The sequence below is a fragment of the Candidatus Pantoea symbiotica genome, assembly GCF_056491525.1.
The window spans coordinates 303,276-322,699 of the sequence record NZ_JBSZHR010000003.1; the positions used below are offsets into that span (position 1 = coordinate 303,276).

Genomic DNA, 19,424 nt, shown 5'->3' on the forward strand with positions numbered 1-19,424 from the left:
ACTAAATTTTTCCAACGCTTTTATCGTCAGCATCATTTCAGTGCATCACGCACTACCTCAAGGCATTTTGCTGTCGGAATTTTAGGGCGAATCCTCGTCATCAGTACCTTCCGCTATCTGGCACGCCAATTGCTTCTGACTGATTACCGCATCCTGCCTTGCAGGAACAGGCGCCGTAGTCTGGTAAGCGGTTTGTGGCTGCATGTCACTCCAATACATCGAATTCAGGCGAAGAAGCCCCACCGGCAATGCTGTCGGCGGGGCTTTTTTATTTGGAGTAAAACTATGAGCAAGTTGAAAACGTGGTTTCAGGGACCGCAAGACATTACCGAAGCGGAAGCGGTAGAAGATTACGCCGTGGGCCGGGTGCCCACCCATTATCGCTGGCCGATCCCCGCCATCATTCTGGTGCTGCTGGGCAACTCGACGGCGATGTTCTGGTTCAGCCTGGGCGCGGATATGAGTTATCAGGTCGGCTGGCCGCTGCTGCTGTTGCCGATTGGCTATATGGTGGTGTTCGCCACGCTGATTGGCTCCTGCATCATGAAGATGGCTAGTAAAGAAGGCTTGTCCCTCAACCTGATGACGCGCGGTTTAGGCTTTGGTTACATGGGATCTGCGTTCACCTCGTTGATCTACGCCATCAACTTTATCTTCTATTTTCTGTTTGAAGGCACCATCGTGTCGCACGCCATCGCCAACTACGCGGGTGTGCCGGTGAATTCGGTGGCGGGCATCGCGATATTTGCGCTGATGGGGCTGGCGGCCATCTGGTTTGTCTGGAAAGGCATGTCATCGATGCAGTTCCTGCAAACCTGGGGCGTGCCGATCTTCATCCTGCTGTTTGGCTTCTGCATCTGGCAGCTGACACATCACTATCCTTCGGTCGGCTTCAGCGGCTGGCAGCCAAAAGGTGAAGTGGACAGTAACGCGCTGTGGCTGGTGATGAACATGGCGAACGGGCAGATTGTGTTTCAGGGCTTGATGGCGACCGATTATGGCCGCTTCGCACGCCCCAATATCAGTCACAAAGGCACCGCGACCATTATGCTCGGTATGCTGTTGCCGATTGTGGTGGTGATGCTGTTCGGTGCCTTTATGGCCTACACGCTGATGCCGCACATTGCGGGCGCGGACGTCTGGTCGCTGGCGCTCGATCCTGGATTTGTCTTCCCCTTGATCATCGGCCTCACCGGCGTATTGTTCGCGGTGATCACCCAGATTCGCATCAACGTCCTCAACCTCTATTCTGGCTCGATTGCGCTGTCTAACACCATGGATATGGCGTTCAACTATCGTCCAGGCCGCCAATGGTGGATGTTGCTGGTATGGCTGCTCGGCGTGGTGTTCTACGTCTGCAATATTCTTCAGTACACCGGCACTTTCCTGTCGATCACCGGCATTCTCACCAATACCTGGGTCTTCATCATCCTTGCCGACTACTTTGTATGCCGCAAAGTGCTGCATCTCGCGCCGTCTGATTTCGTCGAGTTCCGCAAAGAGTACCTGCGGATGTGGAACCCTTCTGGCGTGATTGCGCTGTGCGTGGCGGTCGCCATCGGTGCGGCGGGCGTGTTGGGTATATATCCGATGGTCTACGCCTCGTTTATCGCCATGCTGGTTGGCCCGGTACTGCACGTTGCCATTAGCGCTGCGACGCGTGGCCGCTACTACTTCAAAACTTTCCCGCAAGATATGCAGACCAGCTGGAAACCTTCCGACGCCTATCAAGGCCCGAAACCGGCTTTTAACCCGCAGCTGAGCAAGGAGGCTGAATAATGAGCATCAAAGTCGCAACCATCCAGTTTGAACCGACGCTGTTTCGCAAAGAAGAGAACGTTGCCCGCCTGCTGGCGCTTGCCAGCCAGGCCGCGCGCGACGGCGCACGCCTGATTGTGATGCCGGAGATGGCCACCACCGGCTATTGCTGGCAGGATCGCGCCGAAGTCGCGCCCTTTGTGGAAACCGCCGATGGCCCAACCAGCCAGGCCTTTGCCGCGCTGGCACGCGAGTTCAACTGTTATCTGGTGTTTGGCATGCCGGAACGTGACGCGGTCACCGATATCTATTATAACAGCGCGCTGTTAGTCGGCCCGCAAGGGCTGATTGGCGTACATCGCAAAACCCATCCCTATATCTCGGAGCCTAAATGGGCGGCCAATGGCGATGCCGGCCATCAGGTATTCAACACGGAGATTGGCAATATCGCCTTGCTGATTTGTATGGATATCCACTTTATTGAAACCGCGCGATTGGCTGCGGTTGGCGGCGCGCAGATTATCTGCCACATCAGCAACTGGCTGGCTGAACGCACGCCCGCGCCTTACTGGCTGACGCGCGGTTGGGAAAATGGCTGCGCGTTAATCGAAAGTAATCGTTGGGGTTGGGAGCGCGGCGTACAGTTCAGCGGCGGCAGTTGTATCACCGATAGCCAGGGCCAGCTGCTGGCAAGCTGTGACAGCGGCGATCAGGTGCTAAGTGCAGAACTGACGTTGCCGCTGGACAATCCTGTGCTAAAAAAGCGTCGACCTGAACTGTATCAGCGCCTGATGACCAACACCTTTATGTGGAATCCGCAGGACTTCTTTGGCTTGTACGGTGCCGATCCACTGCCGCCCGCAAAAGATTCAAACATCGCCGTGGCGCAGTTCCGTCCAGAGAACGATGTGAATGCCAATCTGCAGCAGATTCGTGAGTGGGCCGAGCAGGCCAAGGCGCGTGGCGTGGAATTGCTGGTGCTGCCAGAGCGCGCGTTGACCGGCTACGCCAGTAAAATGAACGCGTTGACGCTGGATGATGCGCCGATTCAGGCGGTAATCAGGCTGGCGATGAAGCTGGATATCGCGCTGTTAGTGGGTTTTGCCGAGCGCGACGGCACGCATTGCTATAACAGTTGTTTGCTTGCGAGCAGTGCCGGAATGAATGCGCATTATCGCCAGATTCACCTCAGCGAAGCTGACCAGCAATGGGCCAGCGCCGGGGATGAATGGGTGACATGCGATCTGCCCTGCGGGCGCGTCGGTTTGCTGTTGGGAGAAGATCTGCTGGTGCCAGAAGCGGCGCGCATTCTGGCGCTGGAAGGTTGCGATATCATCGCCTGCCCGGCAGCGCTGCATACGCCTGCGCCGCTGGCGCATCAAGGCACCGCCATCCCACATGTCTGGCCGATTCCGCGCGGTGCCGATCCTTATCACTGGCTATTGCCGCGCGTGCGTGCCGGAGAAAACAATGTCTGGCTGGCGTTTGCCAACTGGCCTGAAGCGGCCGGTGAAGGTTTTGGTATCAGCGGCGTGTTTGGCCCGGATACTTTCGCCTTTCCGCGTCACGAGAGCAAAGTATTGAGCAATAACGGGTTGGCGCAACTGGCCATCACCACCGGCTCGCCAGATACAACTTATCCGAATCATGTGGTAAGACGTAAAGATCTGGTGCTGATGCGTCAGCCGCATTTTTATGTCCCGTTAGTGGCGCGTTCGAATTAAACCAGGTGCGCATGAATGCGCACCCTACGAAAATCTGTAGGGTCGCCATTTATGGCGACCGTTTCACCACCCGCACTATTTCCCACGGAGTCATTTATGCCCACATCACCCAGCAAGAACGTCATCCCGGTTGGCATTCTCTATTCGGTTTCCGGCGACTACGCGGTGATTGGCCGTGAAATGCTCAACGGCATTCTGTTGGCGATTGAAGAGATTAACGCCAACCCAAACTATGACTTTACCCTCGCGCCAGTGGTGCGCGATCCCGGCGGTTCGCTGGATAAATACCACCAATATTGCCACGACCTGCTGCATCGCCACGGCGTGCGCCATCTGATCGGCTGCTACACCTCGGCGGCGCGCAAAACCATTCTGCCATTGGTGGAAGCGGCCAACGCGCTATTGTGGCATCCGGCACGCTATGAAGGTTTCGAAAGCAGCAACAGCGTGATTTATCTCGGTGCCACGCCAAACCAGCATGTGATTCCCCTGCTGCGCTGGCTGCTGCAGGAGCACGATGCCGAGATTTACCACGTTGGTTCCAATTACGTGTGGTCGTGGGAGATGGATCGCATCACGCGTGAAGCGGTGACAGCGGCCGGCGGCAGCGTGGTGGAAAGCAAACTGCTGCCGCTCGGCGAGGAAGATGTCAGTGAGCTGATCGCCGATATTATCGCGCGACGACCAAAAGTGATCCTCAATACCATGGTCGGCAAAAGTGCCTACAGCTTTTACCGCGCATGGTATCAGGCCAGCCAACATCAGCCGTGGCTCAATCAGCCACTGAAACTGAGCTTGACGCTGTGCGAACCCGAAGTGCAGTTAATTGGCGCTGCGGCGCTGGAAGGTTATCTGGTTTCAGCCAGCTGGTTCCAGTCGATCGACAACGCCGCCAACCGCGATTTTTTGCGCTGCTATCGTCAGCGTTTTGGCGATCAGGTTTCGCCGTCCGTCGATAGCCAAAGCGCGTGGTTGGCGGGCCATTTGCTGGCGCGTGCGATTGCGCGGCATGGCAACGCCGAAGTCGACGGCGTACGCCAGGCGGTGTTACTGGATGAGATGGATTCGCCCGCCGGACCGATTCGCATCGATGCCGACAACAATCACTGCTGGCTGACGCCGCATCTGGCGCGCTGCCATGCAGGCAAGCTGGAGAGTTTCTGGCAGGCTGACGCGCCGGTGAAGCCCGATCCCTGGCTGGCATGGACCGACCTCGACCATCTCGGCAAAGGTGGAGCAAACGCATGAGTCGAAAAAACGTGCAGATGCGCGGACTGAAGGTGTGCGTGATTGGCTGCTCAGAGCGCGATAATCAGCATCTGGCGCAGCAGTTCGCGCGCATGGGCATTCAAGGTGAATTTTGCGCTGAGTTCCCCAACGAAAGCGCTTTCTCGCAGCACCAATTGCTGGTATTTGATGGCGACAATCCGGCGCTGTTTCATCCCACAGATAAATTGCCGTGGCCCGCGCTGCCCAAGGTGGTGCTCACCGCGATGGAAACACCGTCGCGTCTGCAGTGGATCACCGAGCAGAAAATTGACAGCTATATGCGCAAGCCGGTGCGCTTTGATGGCGTAATGACCGCTTTTACCCTCGCGCTCGACAGCGCGGCGCGTATCAATCATTTGGAAGCCCAATTGAAGCGTCAGGAAGAGCGCCTGCGCGCGCGCAAGTTTCTGTTTTCCGCTCAGCTACGCGTGATGCGCGAATTGCAGCTGGAGGAAGATGATGCCTACAACCTGTTGCGCCGCGCCGCAATGGCGCAGCATATGACGATTGAAAATCTCAGCTGTGAGCTGTTGAACGATAGTCAGCCGTGGTTGAATCTGTTGAAAGCCGTTGCAGCTATCCCGCCAGCATCAAATTGAATCCGGTCACCATAAATGGCGACCCTACATGACAGCGTGCGCATTCAACTCACGCACATAATCCAGAAACGCCTGCAGCGGTGCCGGAATCAACCGGCGATCGTTGTAATAGAGCCACAGGCCGGAGAAGCTTTGCCACCAATCCGGCAGAATCGGTTGCAGACTGCCATCACTCAGCGGCGTTTTGATCCAATCCTCGAAAAGATAAACCACGCCGCAGCCAGCAATCGCGGCTTCCACCGTGAGATCCATCGCCGCGCCGATACTGCAAATCAGCGGACCTTTCGGCTGCAAACGCACGGTTTCATCGCCGCAGGTGAATTCCCATTCGGCAATCACGCCTGTCGCATAGCGTCCGTGTAAACAGCGATGCTGTACTAAGTCGCGCGGATGCTGCGGCGTACCGAACTGCGCCAGATACGCGGGAGACGCGGCTAACGCAAAGCGCTGGGTGCGCGGACCAATCGGCAGCGCCACCATATCTTGCTCCAGATGATCGTCGTAACGAATGCCGGCATCACAGCTATCGCGGAACACATCCTGCACATTACTTTCCGCCACCACTTCGAGCTGGATATCGGGATAGCGCTGCAGAAATCCCGGCACAATCGCCGGTAACACGATGCGCGCGGCACTCACCGGCACGTTTAAGCGCAAGGTGCCGCCCGGCGTATCGCGGAACGTATTCAGCGCATCCAGCGCGGCATCCACTTCATTCATCGCCGGAAGCAAGCGCGACATCAGCGCCCTGCCAGCTTCGGTTAACGCCACGGTGCGCGTGGTGCGATTAAACAGCCGCACGCCGAGCTGCTCTTCGGCGCGCCGCACCGCATCACTCAGGCGCGACGGATTGCTGCCGGTGATGCGCGCCGCCTCACGAAAACCACCCGCTTTTGCCACCGCCACCACCGCATGTAGCAATGCGATATCCAATGCCATTGTTCGCCACCTCGTACAGTGTGTCCCGATTTGTACGGATAGTTGCACAGCACATTGGCGATTACAATCTAACCACACACTGACGAAGGAGCTTTCCATGTCTCATCCAGCATTGAATTACACCCTTGGCGATCGCCAGGTTGCACGACTCGGTTACGGTGCCATGCAGTTAGCCGGTCCCGGCGTGTTTGGTCCGCCGAAAGACGAAGCGCGCGCTTTGCAGGTGCTGCGGGATGCCGTCGCCGCAGGCGTAAATCACATTGATACCAGCGATTTCTATGGTCCGCACATCACCAATCAGCTGATCAAAAAAGCGTTACACCCTTACGCCGACGATCTGGTGATCGTCACCAAACTGGGCGCGCGCCGCGACGAGAAAGGCGGCTGGTTACCGGCGTTCACGCCGGAAGCGCTGACGCAAGCGGTGGAAGATAATCTGCGCAATCTTGGGCTTGATGTGATGGAAGTGGTGAATCTGCGTTCAATGTTGGACGTGCATGGACCGAAAGAAGGTTCGCTGGAGCCGCAGGTTGAAGCGATGATCAAACTGAAAGAGCGCGGGCTGATTCGTCATATTGGTCTGAGCAACGTTACCGCCAAACAGGTGGCCGATGCCCAGGCGATGACGCCGATCGCCTGCGTGCAGAACCTCTACAATCTGGCCAATCGCCAGGATGAGGCGCTGCTCGACCAGCTGGCAGCACAAGGCATTCCTTACGTACCGTTCTTCCCGCTCGGCGGCTTTTCACCGCTGCAATCGGATCAGTTGAGCGAGGTGGCAAATGAACTGGGCGCTACACCATTGCAGGTTGCGCTGGCCTGGCTGCTGCAGCGTTCGCCTAATATTCTGCTGATTCCGGGGACGTCGTCACCGGAGCACCTGAAGCAGAACCTGGCGAGTGCTGAGGTGAAACTTACGCCTGAAATTGTGCAGCGTTTGGATAGCATTGCGCAGCCATAAGTTGACCAGGTCGCCATAAATGGCGACCCTACGAAGACGATGCGGCCGTTGTAGGGCTGAGGGATCCCCAGGAATATCGTTAATACACATATACGATATTCCTGTAACTCGCTGATAGTTCGGCTCGCACCGTTTCTATATCCAGCTGACTGATCCCTGCCGGGTTGTGCCTTATCGCATTTCTTGCCAGCGTAAGGTATGACAGTACTCGCCGGTGTTGCACCGTGTTCGCCTGATAAAACCGGTGCTCGCCTTTGCTTTCAAGCGCGTAGCCCATCAGCCACAGTAAGATGCTGCACAGCGTCGACAGCAGGTTCAGCACTGACATCCTTTCCACACTCCGGCTGAAGCTGCTTCTCAGCCCCATACCGTAACGTTCACTCTTTTCATCCCGGAAGTTCTGTTCTATCTGCATTCTCCGGCTGTAAAGCTTCATTACCGTCCGTGGCTTCAGCTCCGCATCGCTGGTAAACAGCACCCACGGCTCACGGGCCAGGCGACTCTGGTTTGCCTCTTCGCGCGTGTAAAAAAAACGATCCCGGCTTTTCTTTCCGTGACGATTTTTGGGCGCTCTCTTATGAACGTGCACGAAGCCGTAAGCCGGTGATTTTTTATATCGCGTCAGCCGGGCCGCACCAGCACAGCGCGGCGTTGTGCCGGCTTTTAGCTGACCCGGCGTTACCCACTCATCCGTTCCGGCCAGCTTCAGAACGCCGTTGCCCCTGAGCCGGCCGATGAAGTGCCATCCGTGCGACTGAACGCGGTTAAACCACTCGCGGCGGAACCCGGCATCGGTGACGATGGTCACTTTCCTGTCTCCCATACACCCGGCCAGTTCGTCCAGAAAGCGGTTCTGAAGGTCGGGATTTCCCAGCTTATCGCCTTCTGCGATGAGGCTCAGCAGCGGGATAGCGCGTCCGTCCGCCAGCAGGCTGGCACGCAAAAGGCTGAAGGACTGAGTCGGCCAGGCGCTCCAGTCCACGGCAATGACGCACTCCTTCATGTCCCGGATAAGCCAGCAGATAATGTCGCGTGACAGCGCGGGCACCTCCCGGTGGAGGGCAGCATTCCCCATAAGGCGGTCAACGCGTTTGATTTTGTGCTTAACGCGGGCATCGCCCGCAAGAGAGCGACCAATGCTGGTCAGATTGAGGGAAGCACCGCGGGTCAGGGAAATCGTCATATCAGTGAGGGCGTTACGACGATACTGATGGGTGCTGGCTAAAGATTCCCGTAAAAATTTATGGCAAAATGCGGAAGCAGGCATAGTGGCGATCTTATTTTTTGTTGGCGCAATAATTAGATCATTTTTCCACTGTGCCTGCTTCGTTTTTGTGGGGATTCATCAGGTTGTAGGGTCGCCATTTATGGCGACCTCCGCTTCAAATAATCCCCATCTCCGCCAAACACCCTTTCAACGTACCAAACGCATCCTGACACTGCCGCTCATCGACGCAGGCAAAACCCAGCAGCAAACCGCGCCGCTCCTGCGGGTGCATATAATATTGCGACAGCGGCCGCACCTTCACGCCGCGCCGCAGCGCCAGTGCGGCGACCGCCACATCATCGCAGCCGGTTGGCAGATTCATCACCAGATGTAATCCCGCCTCGTGATTCACCAACGGCAAAAAAGCAGCGCCCAGATAACGCTCAATCAAGCTAACCATAAAGCGCCGCCGCTGGCTGTAGAGCTTACGCATGCGGCGAATGTGCGACATGTAATGCCCTTTCTGAATGAACTCCGCCAGCGCGCGCTGCACCAGCAAATGGCCGCCGCGATACAGTTCCGCCGCCGCCACGCGCAGCGGCTGCGCCAGCGCTTTTGGTACCACCAAATAACCGAGGCGCAGCGCCGGATAGAGCGTCTTGCTAAAAGTGCCCATGTAGATCACTGGCGCATCCGGCTCAAAGCCTTGCAGTGAGGGGAATGGCTGGCCGGAGAAGCGAAACTCGCTGTCGTAATCATCTTCCACCAGCCAGGTTTTGTGTTTGCGCGCCAGATCGAGCAGTTGCTTGCGGCGTTCCAGGCTGAGATGCACTCCCAGCGGATACTGGTGTGACGGTGTCACGAAAATCATTTTCGGTGCGCGACTGCGCGGCGGCAAATCGGGAATTAATCCCTGCTCATCCACCGCAATCGCATTGATTTTCAGCCCATTAATGCGCAGCAGATTGCGCGTCCCCCAATAACCGGGCTCTTCGATCCACACCTGATCGCCGGGATCGCACAGCACGCGTGAAACCAAATCCACCGCCTGATGAATCCCTTCGGTGATGATGATTTGATCGGCATCGGCGCGCACCGAACGCGCCACGCTGAGGTATTCTGCCAGCGCGGCGCGCAGCTGCGGACAGCCGCCGTTGCTACTGTAAATCAACCGTTCTATATCCGGTTCACGGTTCAAACGCGCCTGAATCTGGCTGAAAAGTTTATGCGGAAACTGCGTGACATCCGGCGCGCCAGGCACAAAAGCGCCCCACTGATACGGCGACGCATTGGCATGGCCGAGCAGCGACGCGCCGCGTTTAGAAATCGCCGCCGGTTTCGCGGTTAATGGTTCGATAGTCGCTATATTGCGCGGCGTGTTCAGCGATCCTTCCGGCAAGTTTTCTGCAATCCAGGTGCCGCTGCCGGTACGCGCCGTGACGTAGCCTTGCGCCATCAAATTCTCATACACGTTCAACACCGTATTGCGCGACACCGACAGCTCGCGCGCCAAATCACGCGTGGCGGGCAAGCGCGTGGCACGCGGAAAAATACCTTCTGCGATAGCGGCTTGCATGCAGCTCAGCAAACGCTGCTGCAATGTTCCTTCCGGCATAAACTGCATGCGCTCTAATACATGATCGGCGTACAAACTTCGCAATTGGCTCCCCTCTTTTCACTGAAAGTGGCTCTGGCAAGATAGCGCAGCGCAGGCATAAATAAGCGTGTTTGTCGTGATTTGTAAAGACGCTTATCGCTAAGGAAAGGTTATGGAAGGTAAAAACAGCCAGTTGCAGCAACGTAAAGATGATGCCCTGCCACGCGGCACCGGCAATCTTTGTCAGTGGTATGTAGAGCACGCGGAGAACGCCACGCTGCGCGATGGTGAAGGCAACAGCTGGATCGATTTCGCCGGCGGCATCGCGGTGCTGAACACCGGTCATCGCCATCCACGCATCGTGCAGGCGATTGCCGATCAGTTAGAGAAATTTACTCATACCGCATTCCAGGTCACGCCGTATGAGAGCTATGTGGCGCTGGCTGAACGCCTCAATCGCGTGGTGCCAATTGCCGGTAAAGCCAAAACCGCTTTCTTCTCCACCGGCGCCGAAGCGGTAGAAAACGCGGTGAAAGTGGCGCGGGCGGCGACGCGCCGTCACGGCATCATCACCTTCGGCAATTCATTCCACGGTCGTACTTTTATGACCATGGCAATGACCGGCAAAGTGGCACCTTACAAGCGCGACTTCGGCCCGATGCCCGCGTCGGTGTGGCATGCGCGCTATCCCAACAGCGTGACCGGCATCAGCGTTGATGATGCGCTGGCCAGCTTGCAGGACATCTTCACTCAGGACATCGCGCCACAGGATGTTGCCGCTATCGTGCTGGAGCCGATTCAGGGTGAAGGCGGATTCCACGTCGCGCCGCCTGAATTCTTCAACCGTCTGCGAGTGCTGGCCGATGAGCACGGCATTCTGCTGATTGCCGATGAAGTGCAAACCGGCTTTGCGCGCACCGGCAAGCTGTTTGCGATGGATCACTATGCGGTGAAACCGGATCTGATCACCATGGCGAAAAGCCTCGCGGGCGGCATGCCGTTATCGGCGGTCAGCGGCCGCGCCGAGATTATGGATGCGCCAGGTCCGGGCGGACTCGGCGGCACTTACGCCGGTAATCCGCTGGCGATTGCCTCGGCGCATGCGGTGCTGGACGTGATCGCCGACGAGAAGCTGTGTGAACGCTCTGCTCAACTCGGCGCGCAGTTAACCGACTTCCTGCAGAGCGCGCGCAGCCAGTGCTCCTCCATCACCGATATTCGCGGCCTTGGTTCGATGATCGCGGTGGAATTTGCCAGCGCGCAAACTGCGCAAACTATCCAGCAACAGGCGATGGCGCGTGGGCTGCTTCTGCTTACCTGCGGCCCGCAGGGCAACGTCATCCGCTTCCTCTATCCGCTTACCATTCCTGATGCGCAATTCGGTCAGGCGCTCGACATTCTCAGCAGCGTGCTGAGTCAACACGCCGATTCGTAACACGCTACCCAGCTCGCGCGGCGGGCTGGGCTTCTCACCTGTTGTAACCCGGTTGCGCGTGGCGCGGCCTGAGAGACGCTTTGGAGAAATATTGATGAGTTCACAGAATGCCGATGTACTGGCGCAAGGCCTGAAGCCGCGTCATGTGCGGATGTTATCGATTGGTGGCGTGATTGGTGCCGGATTGTTTGTCGGTTCAGGTCATGCGATCGCCGAAGCCGGTCCGGCGGTATTGCTGGCCTACATCGCTGCGGGCGCGTTAGTGGTGCTGATTATGCGCATGCTGGCTGAAATGGCGGTGGCGTCACCCGATTCCGGCTCCTTCTCCACTTATGCCGACAAATCGCTGGGCCGTTGGGCCGGCTTCACCATCGGCTGGCTGTATTGGTGGTTCTGGGTGTTAGTGATCCCGCTGGAAGCTAACGCCGCTGGCACCATCCTGCATTCGTGGTTTCCACAGGTTCCGGTGTGGGAATACACGCTGGCGATCACTGCATTTCTGACTATCAGCAACCTGTTCAGCGTGAAGAATTATGGCGAGTTTGAATTCTGGTTCGCCCTGCTGAAAGTGGTGGCGATTGTGGCATTCCTCTGCGCGGGTAGTTTGGCGGTGTTTGGTTTGATGCCGGGCAGCAGCACGCAGGGAATTTCACATCTCTATGATACAAAAGGCTTTATGCCGAACGGCATCGGCGCAGTACTGGCAGCGATCCTCACCACCATGTTCTCGTTTATGGGCACCGAGATCGTCACCATTGCCGCCGCCGAATCGCGCGAGCCGAAGAAGCAAATCACCCGGGCGACCAATTCGGTGATCTGGCGCATCGCGCTGTTCTATCTGCTGTCGATTTTCATTGTGGTGGCGCTGGTGCCGTGGAATACGCCGTCGCTGATGAAAGCGGGTTCTTACCAGACGGCGATGCAGATGATGAATGTGCCGTACGCGAAGCAGATTGTTGATGTGGTAGTGTTAATTGCGGTGTGTAGCTGCCTCAACTCTGCGCTGTATACCGCATCACGCATGATCTATTCACTGTCACGCCGTGAAGATGCGCCAGCCATCGCGTCGCGCACCACCCGCAGCGGCACGCCGTGGGTAGCGGTGCTGCTGTCCACGGCGGCGGCCTTCCTCGCGGTGATCGCCAACTATCTGGCGCCAAGCGCGGTGTTTGAGTTCCTGCTCGCCAGTTCCGGTGCCATCGCGCTGCTGGTGTATCTTGTGATCGCCGCGTCTCATCTGGTGCTGCGCAAAAAGCGCGAAGCGCGCGGCGAAATTCTCAGCTATCGCATGTGGCTGTTCCCTGGCCTGACGTGGGCAACGATGGTGTTCATTGTCGGCGTGTTGATTGCCATGCTGTTTAATCAACAACACCGTCCAGAAATTATCGCCACCGGCCTGTTGACGCTGGGTGTGGTTGCCGCCAGCCGCATTGTGCAGCGCAAACGCGTGGCGCGTAAAAACGAGGAGATGGTGGCGTTACGCTCGTAACGCATTGATTCCGGGCAAGGATGCCGCGGAACTCAGTCGTACTGCACGTCGATGCTAATCGCTTCTTCCAGCACGTTGAGGTTAATCGCGCATTTGCGCCACACCGGCAAACCGTTGGTCATGTTGTTATCCACGAAGTACTGCTGAAAATCCTTCAGCGCCTCCGAGAGATCGCCAATCGCGCGCGCATCGGGTTCAAACCAATCCGGTTCACCGTTTTCATCGATGTAATCGAACTGAAACTGCCCGCCATCATCGTCCGCAAACAGCTCAGCCTGAACGATCAATTCCCGCGCACCTTCGGGGCCACAGCTAAAGATGATCTGGCCGATACGGCGATAAAGGTCTTCGTATTGCATAGGTTTTGGGTTCCTCAATGGTGTTTGGTGGCGCTCGCCTGTCGTAGGGTCGCCATTTATGGCGACCTGGAAATGTTCAGCAACCGCGCGATTATATTGACTTTAGTTCGCATGATAAGAGAATGAGGCTCTTCGAACAGAAAGTTGCAAAAAAGGGAGTTTACCATAGCCTGTTCACATCGTTTTCCCTGGGTTAACACCTACAAAAAATCCGCTGCGCTGATTGCCGTTGCCGTCGCCCTCTCTCTTGCCAGTTGCTCCTCGCCGCCGCCGAAATCGCTGGTCACGCCGTTGCCGACGGTGACCAAACCGCCGATGCCCACCAAACCTGCGCTGAGCAAAGAGCCGGTGCGCGGCGTGTGGCTGACCACTGTTTCACGCCTCGACTGGCCGCCTATCAATTCAGTAAATGCCAGCCCGGCCAACCGCATCCACCAGCAGCAACAGGCATTGACCGACAAGCTGGATAAACTGAAAAGCCTCGGCATCAATACTGTGTTTTTCCAGGTGAAACCGGATGGAACCGCGCTGTGGCGCTCCAGCATCTTGCCTTGGTCAGATATGCTCACCGGCAAGATTGGCGAAGATCCTGGATACGATCCGCTGAAGTTCATGCTGGATGAGGCGCACAAACGCGGCATGAAGGTGCACGCGTGGTTCAACCCTTATCGCGTCTCGACTAACGTCAAACCGTCCACGGTTAACGCACTGAATAATACGCTTGCGCTGCAACCGGCCAGCGTGTTTGTGCTGCATCGCGACTGGATTCGCACCGCCAGCGATCGCTTTGTGCTCGATCCCGGTATTCCCGCCGCGCGTGACTGGATCACCAGCATCGTCGCGGAAGTGGTGTCGCACTATCCAATTGACGGCGTGCAGTTCGATGACTATTTCTATACCGAAACGCCCGGCTCAACCCTCAACGACAACGCCACGTTCCGCCAGTATGGTCAGGGTTTTGCCTCAAAAGCTGACTGGCGCCGCAACAATACGCTGCTGTTGATCGAGCAGGTGTCGCGCACCATCAAGCAGTTGAACCCGAACGTGGAATTTGGCGTCAGCCCGGCGGGCGTATGGCGTAATCTGTCGCATGATGCGGCAGGTTCTGACACGCGCGGCGCGGCCGCCTATGACGAAGCCTATGCCGATACGCGTCGCTGGGTGCAAATGGGTCTGTTGGATTACATCGCGCCGCAGCTTTACTGGCCGTTTGCGCGCCAGGCCGCACGCTACGACGTGTTAGCCAACTGGTGGGCGGACGTAGTGAAACCGACGCATACGCGGCTCTATATCGGTGTCGCACTGTATAAAATCGGTGAAGCCTCGAAAAGCGAACCGGACTGGACGGTGAATGGCGGCGTGCCAGAGTTGAAAAAGCAGCTCGATCTCAACGAGTCAGTACCGCAAATTAACGGCACCATTTTATTCCGCGAGAATTACCTGAATCAGCCACAAACCCAGGATGCGGTGAATTATTTGCGCAGCCGTTGGGGCGATTAACATTATCGTAGGGTCGCCATTCATGGCGACCGTTTACGCCAGCAGCTCCTCACTCTGCATCAGCGCAAAAAACGACTCCAGCTCGCGCAGCATCATGGAAGCCGCGATCGAAAGCTGGCGCTGCGGCGCCACGCAAAGTGACAAGGTAAACGGCTTCAGCACGGTATCGATCAGCGGGATAAACTTCAGTTCGCCGCGCCGATACTCATCGACGATATCCAGCCAGCACATCAGGCTAATTCCTACGTCATCTCGCACCAGCGATCGCAGCATATGAATATTATTGGTGCGCGCCACTTCGCTGATCTTAATGCCCGAACTGTTGATCAGCGCTTCAAGCGGATCCGCCAACATCAGCGGCGCGGCGGGCACGATAAACGGCCAGGATTCGCAGTGGCTGAAGCGGATCGACTCCAGATGGGCCAGCGGATGCTGGCTGCTTACCACAATACCGAGGCGTAAATCGGCAAATGACTTCACCAGCAGCTCGCGCGAACTCTGCGGATTGAGCATGATGCCGAAATCCGCATCGCCCGACGTCAACGCATTGGCGATATGGATGTTGCTCATGGTGGTCAGCGTGAAAGAGATGCCGGGATAGTCGCTGCGAATGCGCTGCAAAATCGAAGAGAAGAAACCGCGATTAATCGCATCAATAGTGGCGATATGCACATGGCCGTGGCGCAATCCGCGTAAATCATCCAGCTGCGTACAAACGCGGCCAAAATCCCGCTGCCAGTTTTTTGCCGCATTTAGCAGGATCTCACCCGCTGCCGTCATACGTAATCCTGATGGATGGCGCTCAAACAGCGGCATATCCAGCTGTTCCTCCACGCGCAGAATCTGCCGATCAATCGACGACGCCGAGACATGCAGCACCTCAGAAGCCTTGCGCAGCGAACCCTGGCGGGCCACTTCAGTGAAATAGAGCAGAAATCGGGAAAAGGCGAACATAAGGGGTGCTCTCTTTTTTGCAACGCATCATGCGAATTAAACAGATGGACGCTTACACAACGGCAAAATAATAATCGCTGCCATGATAAAAACAAGGGTTTGCGCGGCCTCGTGGCCGACGACATCCCTGCTCAGGCAGATAGATGATGAAATCCAACTCTCTCGCTGTCACCGTCATCGCAAAGCAGTTCAACGGTGCAGGCAATGTATTACTGACGCTGGCGAGTCGCAGCGGGCAGCCGTTGCCCGCCTTCACGCCCGGCGCGCATATTGATGTGCTCATTCCCGAATGCGGTAAACGCCAGTATTCACTCTGCTCTGCGGCAGCCGATCACTATGAAATCTGCGTGCGTCTGGATGAGCGTTCAACCGGCGGATCGCGCTGGCTGCATCAGCAATTAACCACCGGCGATGAATTAGAGATTTCCGCCCCACGCAACCACTTCCCGCTGCCGCATGCGCCGCGCACGCTGCTGTTTGCCGCCGGTATCGGTTTGACACCGCTGTTGGTGATGGCCGAAACGCTGGCCGCGCGTCAGGCGGATTTTACCCTGCACCTTTACCTGAAACGCGCCGACGAGTTGGCTTTCAGCGCACGCCTGAGCAATCTCGGCGCTCGTGTCGTCATTCATTACAGCAGCGAAGGCGACAGCCTGCGCCAGCGCGTTCCCGACGATCTCTCTAAGCCAGATAACGCAGCATTGGTGTTCTGCGGTCCTGCAGGTTTTATGGAACATCTGCAGCAGCTCGCTTTGCAACACGGCTGGACCGAAACACAGCTGCACAGCGAACGCTTCCAACCCACAAAGTCGGTGATTGCAGGCGGTGCGTTCGAGGTGGAGATCGCCTCCTCCGGCGCACGCTTTGCCGTGGGTGAGCAACAAACTATCGCTGAAGTGCTTGAGAATGCAGGTCTCGAATTACCGCTTTCCTGCGAGCAAGGCATGTGTGGTTCCTGTATCACCGGCCTATTGGCAGGCGAACCGGATCACCGTGATGACGTGTTAAGTCTGCAAGAACGTGCCGCCAATGATTGCATCGTATTGTGCTGCTCGCGCGCCCATTCCCCGCTGCTGGTACTGGATCTATGAGCGGCTATCCGGGTGCCACCGGCGCACGTTTACCCCGCTGGCTGCTGCCTGAGAACTGGCCTGAAACCAATAATCAACCGCAGCTGGCGACCTTACATTTCCACGCCGCTGGCCTGCAATTCGAACCCGACAGCGCAGCAGCACCCGCTGATTATCTGCCGCTGAATGGCGCACTGGTGCTGCCCGCATTTATCGAGCCGCACGCGCATCTGGACAAAACCTTCACCATCCAGCGCAGCCCGGCGCAACAGCCCGGTTTGCTGGCAGCGATTGCCGCCATGCATCAGGACCGCGCGCACTGGAACGCGGAAGATTTGCAGCAGCGCGCCAGCCAGGCGCTGCGCTGGGCGGTGGAAGCCGGTGTTGGTTTGCTGCGTACCCACATCGACTGGTTCTCCGTCGATGCACCGTTAGCGTGGCAAGTGATTGGCGATCTGCACCATCCGCTGTGCAGCATTGAACGTGTCGCCCTCGCGCCACTGACCTTTTTCGCCGATGCCAGCGATGCGCAGCATATCGCCGCGCAGGTCGCGACCAGCGGTCCCGGCGCGCTGTTAGGCGGCTTTATTCACAGCAGCAACTGGGATGCGCAGGCGTTTCAGCATCTGATGCAGGCCGCCGAACTGTGGCAGCTGGATATCGATCTGCATATTGATGAAGAACTTAACGTCGAGGCGCAGGGATTACGCTGGCTGGCGCACTATTTGCAGCAGCATCCGTTTAGCGGCGCGATTACCTGCAGCCACAGCTGCGCGCTGTCGCAGCAGGACGATGCAGAACAAATTCTGGCCGTGCTGGCGCAGCACAATGTGACATTGATTGCGCTGCCGCTCACCAACCTGCTGCTGCAGGATGCGGTGCCCGGCCGCACGCCGCGGCTGCGCGGTTTAACGCTGGTGAAAGAGGCGCAGGCACTTGGTGTCGCGCTGCTGCTCGGCGCTGATAACGTGCAAGACGCGTTCTGCCCGTTTGGCAGTTACGACCCGCTCGATACGCTGTTTAGCGCTTTGCTAAGCCTGCAACTGGGCGCGGCATTTGATGAGGCATCGGCGCTGATCTGCCAACGCCGCGCGCTGCTGGCGAATGATTTAGTGATCTTTCCGCATGCCGATGTGGCGAGCTGGCCGTTGCGGCAACGTCAGCGCTATCGGCTGAAAATGGGTGTGCGTTATGGAGAAACAACAGATGGCGCTTGATGCAGGAGCGGGACAACCGCTGGCGAAATATGCCGCGTGGCGACGCGCGGGCGACTTCATTTTCCTTTCCGGCATTATTCCGGTGAACCCGCAAACCGCCACCATTGTGCGCGGCTACGACGACATTCCCGCCGCTGCACAACAACTGCTTGGCCGCACCGGCGAGTTCTCCACCGACATTAAAGAGGGGCCGATTCTGGCACAGAGCTGGTACGTGCTGGAGAGCATTCGCACCACCATCGAAAGCGCGGGCGGCCAGATGAGCGATGTCTTCAAACTGGTGCAGTACTTCCGCAATCTGGACCATTTCCCCCATTACAGCCGGGTGCGTAAGCAATTTTTCCCCGATGCGCCGCCGGTTTCGACCGTGGTGCAGGTGAGCGAAATGCTGCCGAGTCCGGACGTCTTGATTGAAGTTGAAGCCACGGCGTGGTTGCCGCAATAACACGAGGAGTTGAAATGTTGCATGGTTATATTCCGGCAAACCGCTTTTTGCCGTACCTGAGCTGGACTGACATCGCCACGCTGGAGAATAAAGCCAACACCGTGATCGTGTTGCCGACCGGCGCGATTGAGCAGCACGGCCCGCATCTGCCGTGCGCGGTGGATAGCGTGATCTCTTCTGGCGTGGTCGGCCATGCGCTGGCGCGCTTACCAGCGGCGATCCCCGCTTACGCCATCCCGCCGATCACTTACGGCAAATCGGATGAGCACCTGCATTTTCCCGGCACGCTGACGCTGACCGGTGAAACCTTGCTGCACACCATTCTGGAGATTGGTGAATCACTCTATCGCGCCGGTTTCCGCAAATTCCTGATGGTTAACGGCCACGGCGGCCAGCCGCAGCCGTTGCAGATGGCGGCACGCGAACTACGTCTGCGTCACGGCGACATGATCATCATCATGCAAGACACCTTCAAAGTGCCGAACTGCGCGGAAAGCTTTATGGATGACAAAGAACGCCAGATGGCGATGCACGCCGGACACGCGGAAACTGCGCTGATGCTGGCGCTGGCGCCCGATACCGTGCAAATGGACAAAGCCGTCGCCAACTATCCGCCGGAATTCCCCTGCCCGACGCTTTCGACCAACAAACCGATGGCAGCGTGGGCGTCCTACGATTTCGGCCCAAGCGGCGTGATTGGCGATCCTTTGCCGTCCACGCCCGAGCAAGGCGCAGCGATCCTCGATTCGCTGGCAGAAAGCTGGGCGCAGGTGATCACCGAAGTGCATCAAATGACGTGGGTAATGCGCGCCGAACCGGCGTGGGGCACCGGCCAGTGGCAAGGCAAAGTATTAGATCACAACGACGCCGCCGCCTTTTTAACACCTCGCTAGGGAATAAC

At 57.4% G+C, this 19,424-nt stretch carries 17 protein-coding genes; 12 read left to right on the plus strand and 5 right to left on the minus strand.

Annotation, left to right across the window (positions count from 1 at the left end):
* Window positions 1-285 precede the first annotated feature (285 nt).
* The 4 genes from ACXIZX_RS22205 to ACXIZX_RS22220 all read left to right on the plus strand — a co-directional run bounded on the left by ACXIZX_RS22205 (window position 286) and on the right by ACXIZX_RS22220 (window position 5,350).
* Window positions 286-1,779, plus strand: a complete 1,494-nt coding sequence (locus tag ACXIZX_RS22205; RefSeq protein ID WP_479405054.1) for a purine-cytosine permease family protein — start codon at window positions 286-288, stop codon at window positions 1,777-1,779.
* Window positions 1,779-3,482, plus strand: a complete 1,704-nt coding sequence (locus tag ACXIZX_RS22210; RefSeq protein WP_479405055.1) for a nitrilase-related carbon-nitrogen hydrolase — start codon at window positions 1,779-1,781, stop codon at window positions 3,480-3,482. Before ACXIZX_RS22205 ends, ACXIZX_RS22210 begins: the two co-directional genes overlap by 1 nt.
* Window positions 3,483-3,578: 96 nt before the next feature.
* Window positions 3,579-4,730: a transporter substrate-binding domain-containing protein gene (locus tag ACXIZX_RS22215; protein WP_479405056.1), complete on the plus strand. Its 1,152-nt coding sequence runs from the start codon at window positions 3,579-3,581 to the stop codon at window positions 4,728-4,730.
* Window positions 4,727-5,350: an ANTAR domain-containing response regulator gene (locus ACXIZX_RS22220; protein ID WP_479405057.1), complete on the plus strand. Its 624-nt coding sequence runs from the start codon at window positions 4,727-4,729 to the stop codon at window positions 5,348-5,350. Before ACXIZX_RS22215 ends, ACXIZX_RS22220 begins: the two co-directional genes overlap by 4 nt.
* Window positions 5,351-5,374: 24 nt before the next feature.
* On the opposite strand, the gene ACXIZX_RS22225 is transcribed toward ACXIZX_RS22220, so the two are convergent.
* Complete coding sequence (locus ACXIZX_RS22225; RefSeq protein WP_479405058.1) at window positions 5,375-6,289, minus strand: LysR family transcriptional regulator; 915 nt, start codon at window positions 6,287-6,289, stop codon at window positions 5,375-5,377.
* Between the two features lie 97 nt (window positions 6,290-6,386).
* Here ACXIZX_RS22225 and ACXIZX_RS22230 point away from each other — a divergent pair, with 97 nt between their 5' ends.
* The gene (locus ACXIZX_RS22230; protein ID WP_479405059.1) at window positions 6,387-7,250 is read left to right on the plus strand and encodes an aldo/keto reductase family oxidoreductase; all 864 of its coding nucleotides are present in this window, start codon (window positions 6,387-6,389) and stop codon (window positions 7,248-7,250) included.
* A gap of 79 nt (window positions 7,251-7,329) precedes the next feature.
* Here the strand turns inward: ACXIZX_RS22230 and ACXIZX_RS22235 are convergent, their stop codons facing one another.
* Both ACXIZX_RS22235 and pdxR read right to left on the minus strand, forming a co-directional pair.
* Window positions 7,330-8,517 carry an IS4 family transposase gene (locus ACXIZX_RS22235; RefSeq protein WP_479403451.1) on the minus strand — a complete coding sequence of 396 codons (1,188 nt, stop codon included), beginning with the start codon at window positions 8,515-8,517 and terminating at the stop codon, window positions 7,330-7,332.
* Between the two features lie 115 nt (window positions 8,518-8,632).
* A complete protein-coding gene (pdxR, locus tag ACXIZX_RS22240) occupies window positions 8,633-10,117 on the minus strand; it encodes a MocR-like pyridoxine biosynthesis transcription factor PdxR (protein WP_479405060.1) in 1,485 nt (494 codons plus the stop codon).
* A gap of 109 nt (window positions 10,118-10,226) precedes the next feature.
* Between pdxR and gabT the strand changes: the two genes are divergently transcribed.
* Both gabT and gabP read left to right on the plus strand, forming a co-directional pair.
* Complete coding sequence (gabT, locus tag ACXIZX_RS22245) at window positions 10,227-11,489, plus strand: 4-aminobutyrate--2-oxoglutarate transaminase (RefSeq protein WP_479405061.1); 1,263 nt, start codon at window positions 10,227-10,229, stop codon at window positions 11,487-11,489.
* A 94-nt stretch (window positions 11,490-11,583) separates the two neighbouring features.
* Window positions 11,584-12,978 (plus strand): GABA permease, encoded by a 1,395-nt coding sequence (gene gabP / locus ACXIZX_RS22250; RefSeq protein WP_479405062.1) that lies wholly within the window; start codon window positions 11,584-11,586, stop codon window positions 12,976-12,978.
* Window positions 12,979-13,010: 32 nt separating this feature from the next.
* On the opposite strand, the gene ACXIZX_RS22255 is transcribed toward gabP, so the two are convergent.
* Window positions 13,011-13,337 carry a hypothetical protein gene (locus ACXIZX_RS22255; protein ID WP_265298415.1) on the minus strand — a complete coding sequence of 109 codons (327 nt, stop codon included), beginning with the start codon at window positions 13,335-13,337 and terminating at the stop codon, window positions 13,011-13,013.
* Window positions 13,338-13,502: 165 nt separating this feature from the next.
* Here ACXIZX_RS22255 and ACXIZX_RS22260 point away from each other — a divergent pair, with 165 nt between their 5' ends.
* Entirely contained in the window at window positions 13,503-14,837 is a 1,335-nt protein-coding gene (locus tag ACXIZX_RS22260) for a glycoside hydrolase family 10-like protein (protein WP_323271799.1), read from the plus strand.
* 33 nt (window positions 14,838-14,870) lie between these two features.
* Here the strand turns inward: ACXIZX_RS22260 and ACXIZX_RS22265 are convergent, their stop codons facing one another.
* Window positions 14,871-15,791, minus strand: coding sequence for a LysR family transcriptional regulator (locus tag ACXIZX_RS22265; protein ID WP_008109635.1), 921 nt, complete (start codon window positions 15,789-15,791; stop codon window positions 14,871-14,873).
* Between the two features lie 143 nt (window positions 15,792-15,934).
* Here ACXIZX_RS22265 and ACXIZX_RS22270 point away from each other — a divergent pair, with 143 nt between their 5' ends.
* From ACXIZX_RS22270 to ACXIZX_RS22285, 4 genes are read left to right on the plus strand one after another with little or no spacing between them, the layout of a single operon-like run.
* Window positions 15,935-16,882, plus strand: a complete 948-nt coding sequence (locus ACXIZX_RS22270) for a PDR/VanB family oxidoreductase (protein ID WP_479405063.1) — start codon at window positions 15,935-15,937, stop codon at window positions 16,880-16,882.
* Window positions 16,879-18,078: an amidohydrolase family protein gene (locus ACXIZX_RS22275; protein ID WP_179452655.1), complete on the plus strand. Its 1,200-nt coding sequence runs from the start codon at window positions 16,879-16,881 to the stop codon at window positions 18,076-18,078. Before ACXIZX_RS22270 ends, ACXIZX_RS22275 begins: the two co-directional genes overlap by 4 nt.
* Window positions 18,068-18,523 (plus strand): RidA family protein, encoded by a 456-nt coding sequence (locus ACXIZX_RS22280; protein ID WP_061719502.1) that lies wholly within the window; start codon window positions 18,068-18,070, stop codon window positions 18,521-18,523. The genes ACXIZX_RS22275 and ACXIZX_RS22280 overlap by 11 nt, the downstream gene beginning before the upstream one ends.
* Window positions 18,524-18,537: 14 nt before the next feature.
* Window positions 18,538-19,416, plus strand: coding sequence for a creatininase family protein (locus ACXIZX_RS22285; protein WP_179452656.1), 879 nt, complete (start codon window positions 18,538-18,540; stop codon window positions 19,414-19,416).
* The last annotated feature ends 8 nt before the right edge of the window (window positions 19,417-19,424 follow it).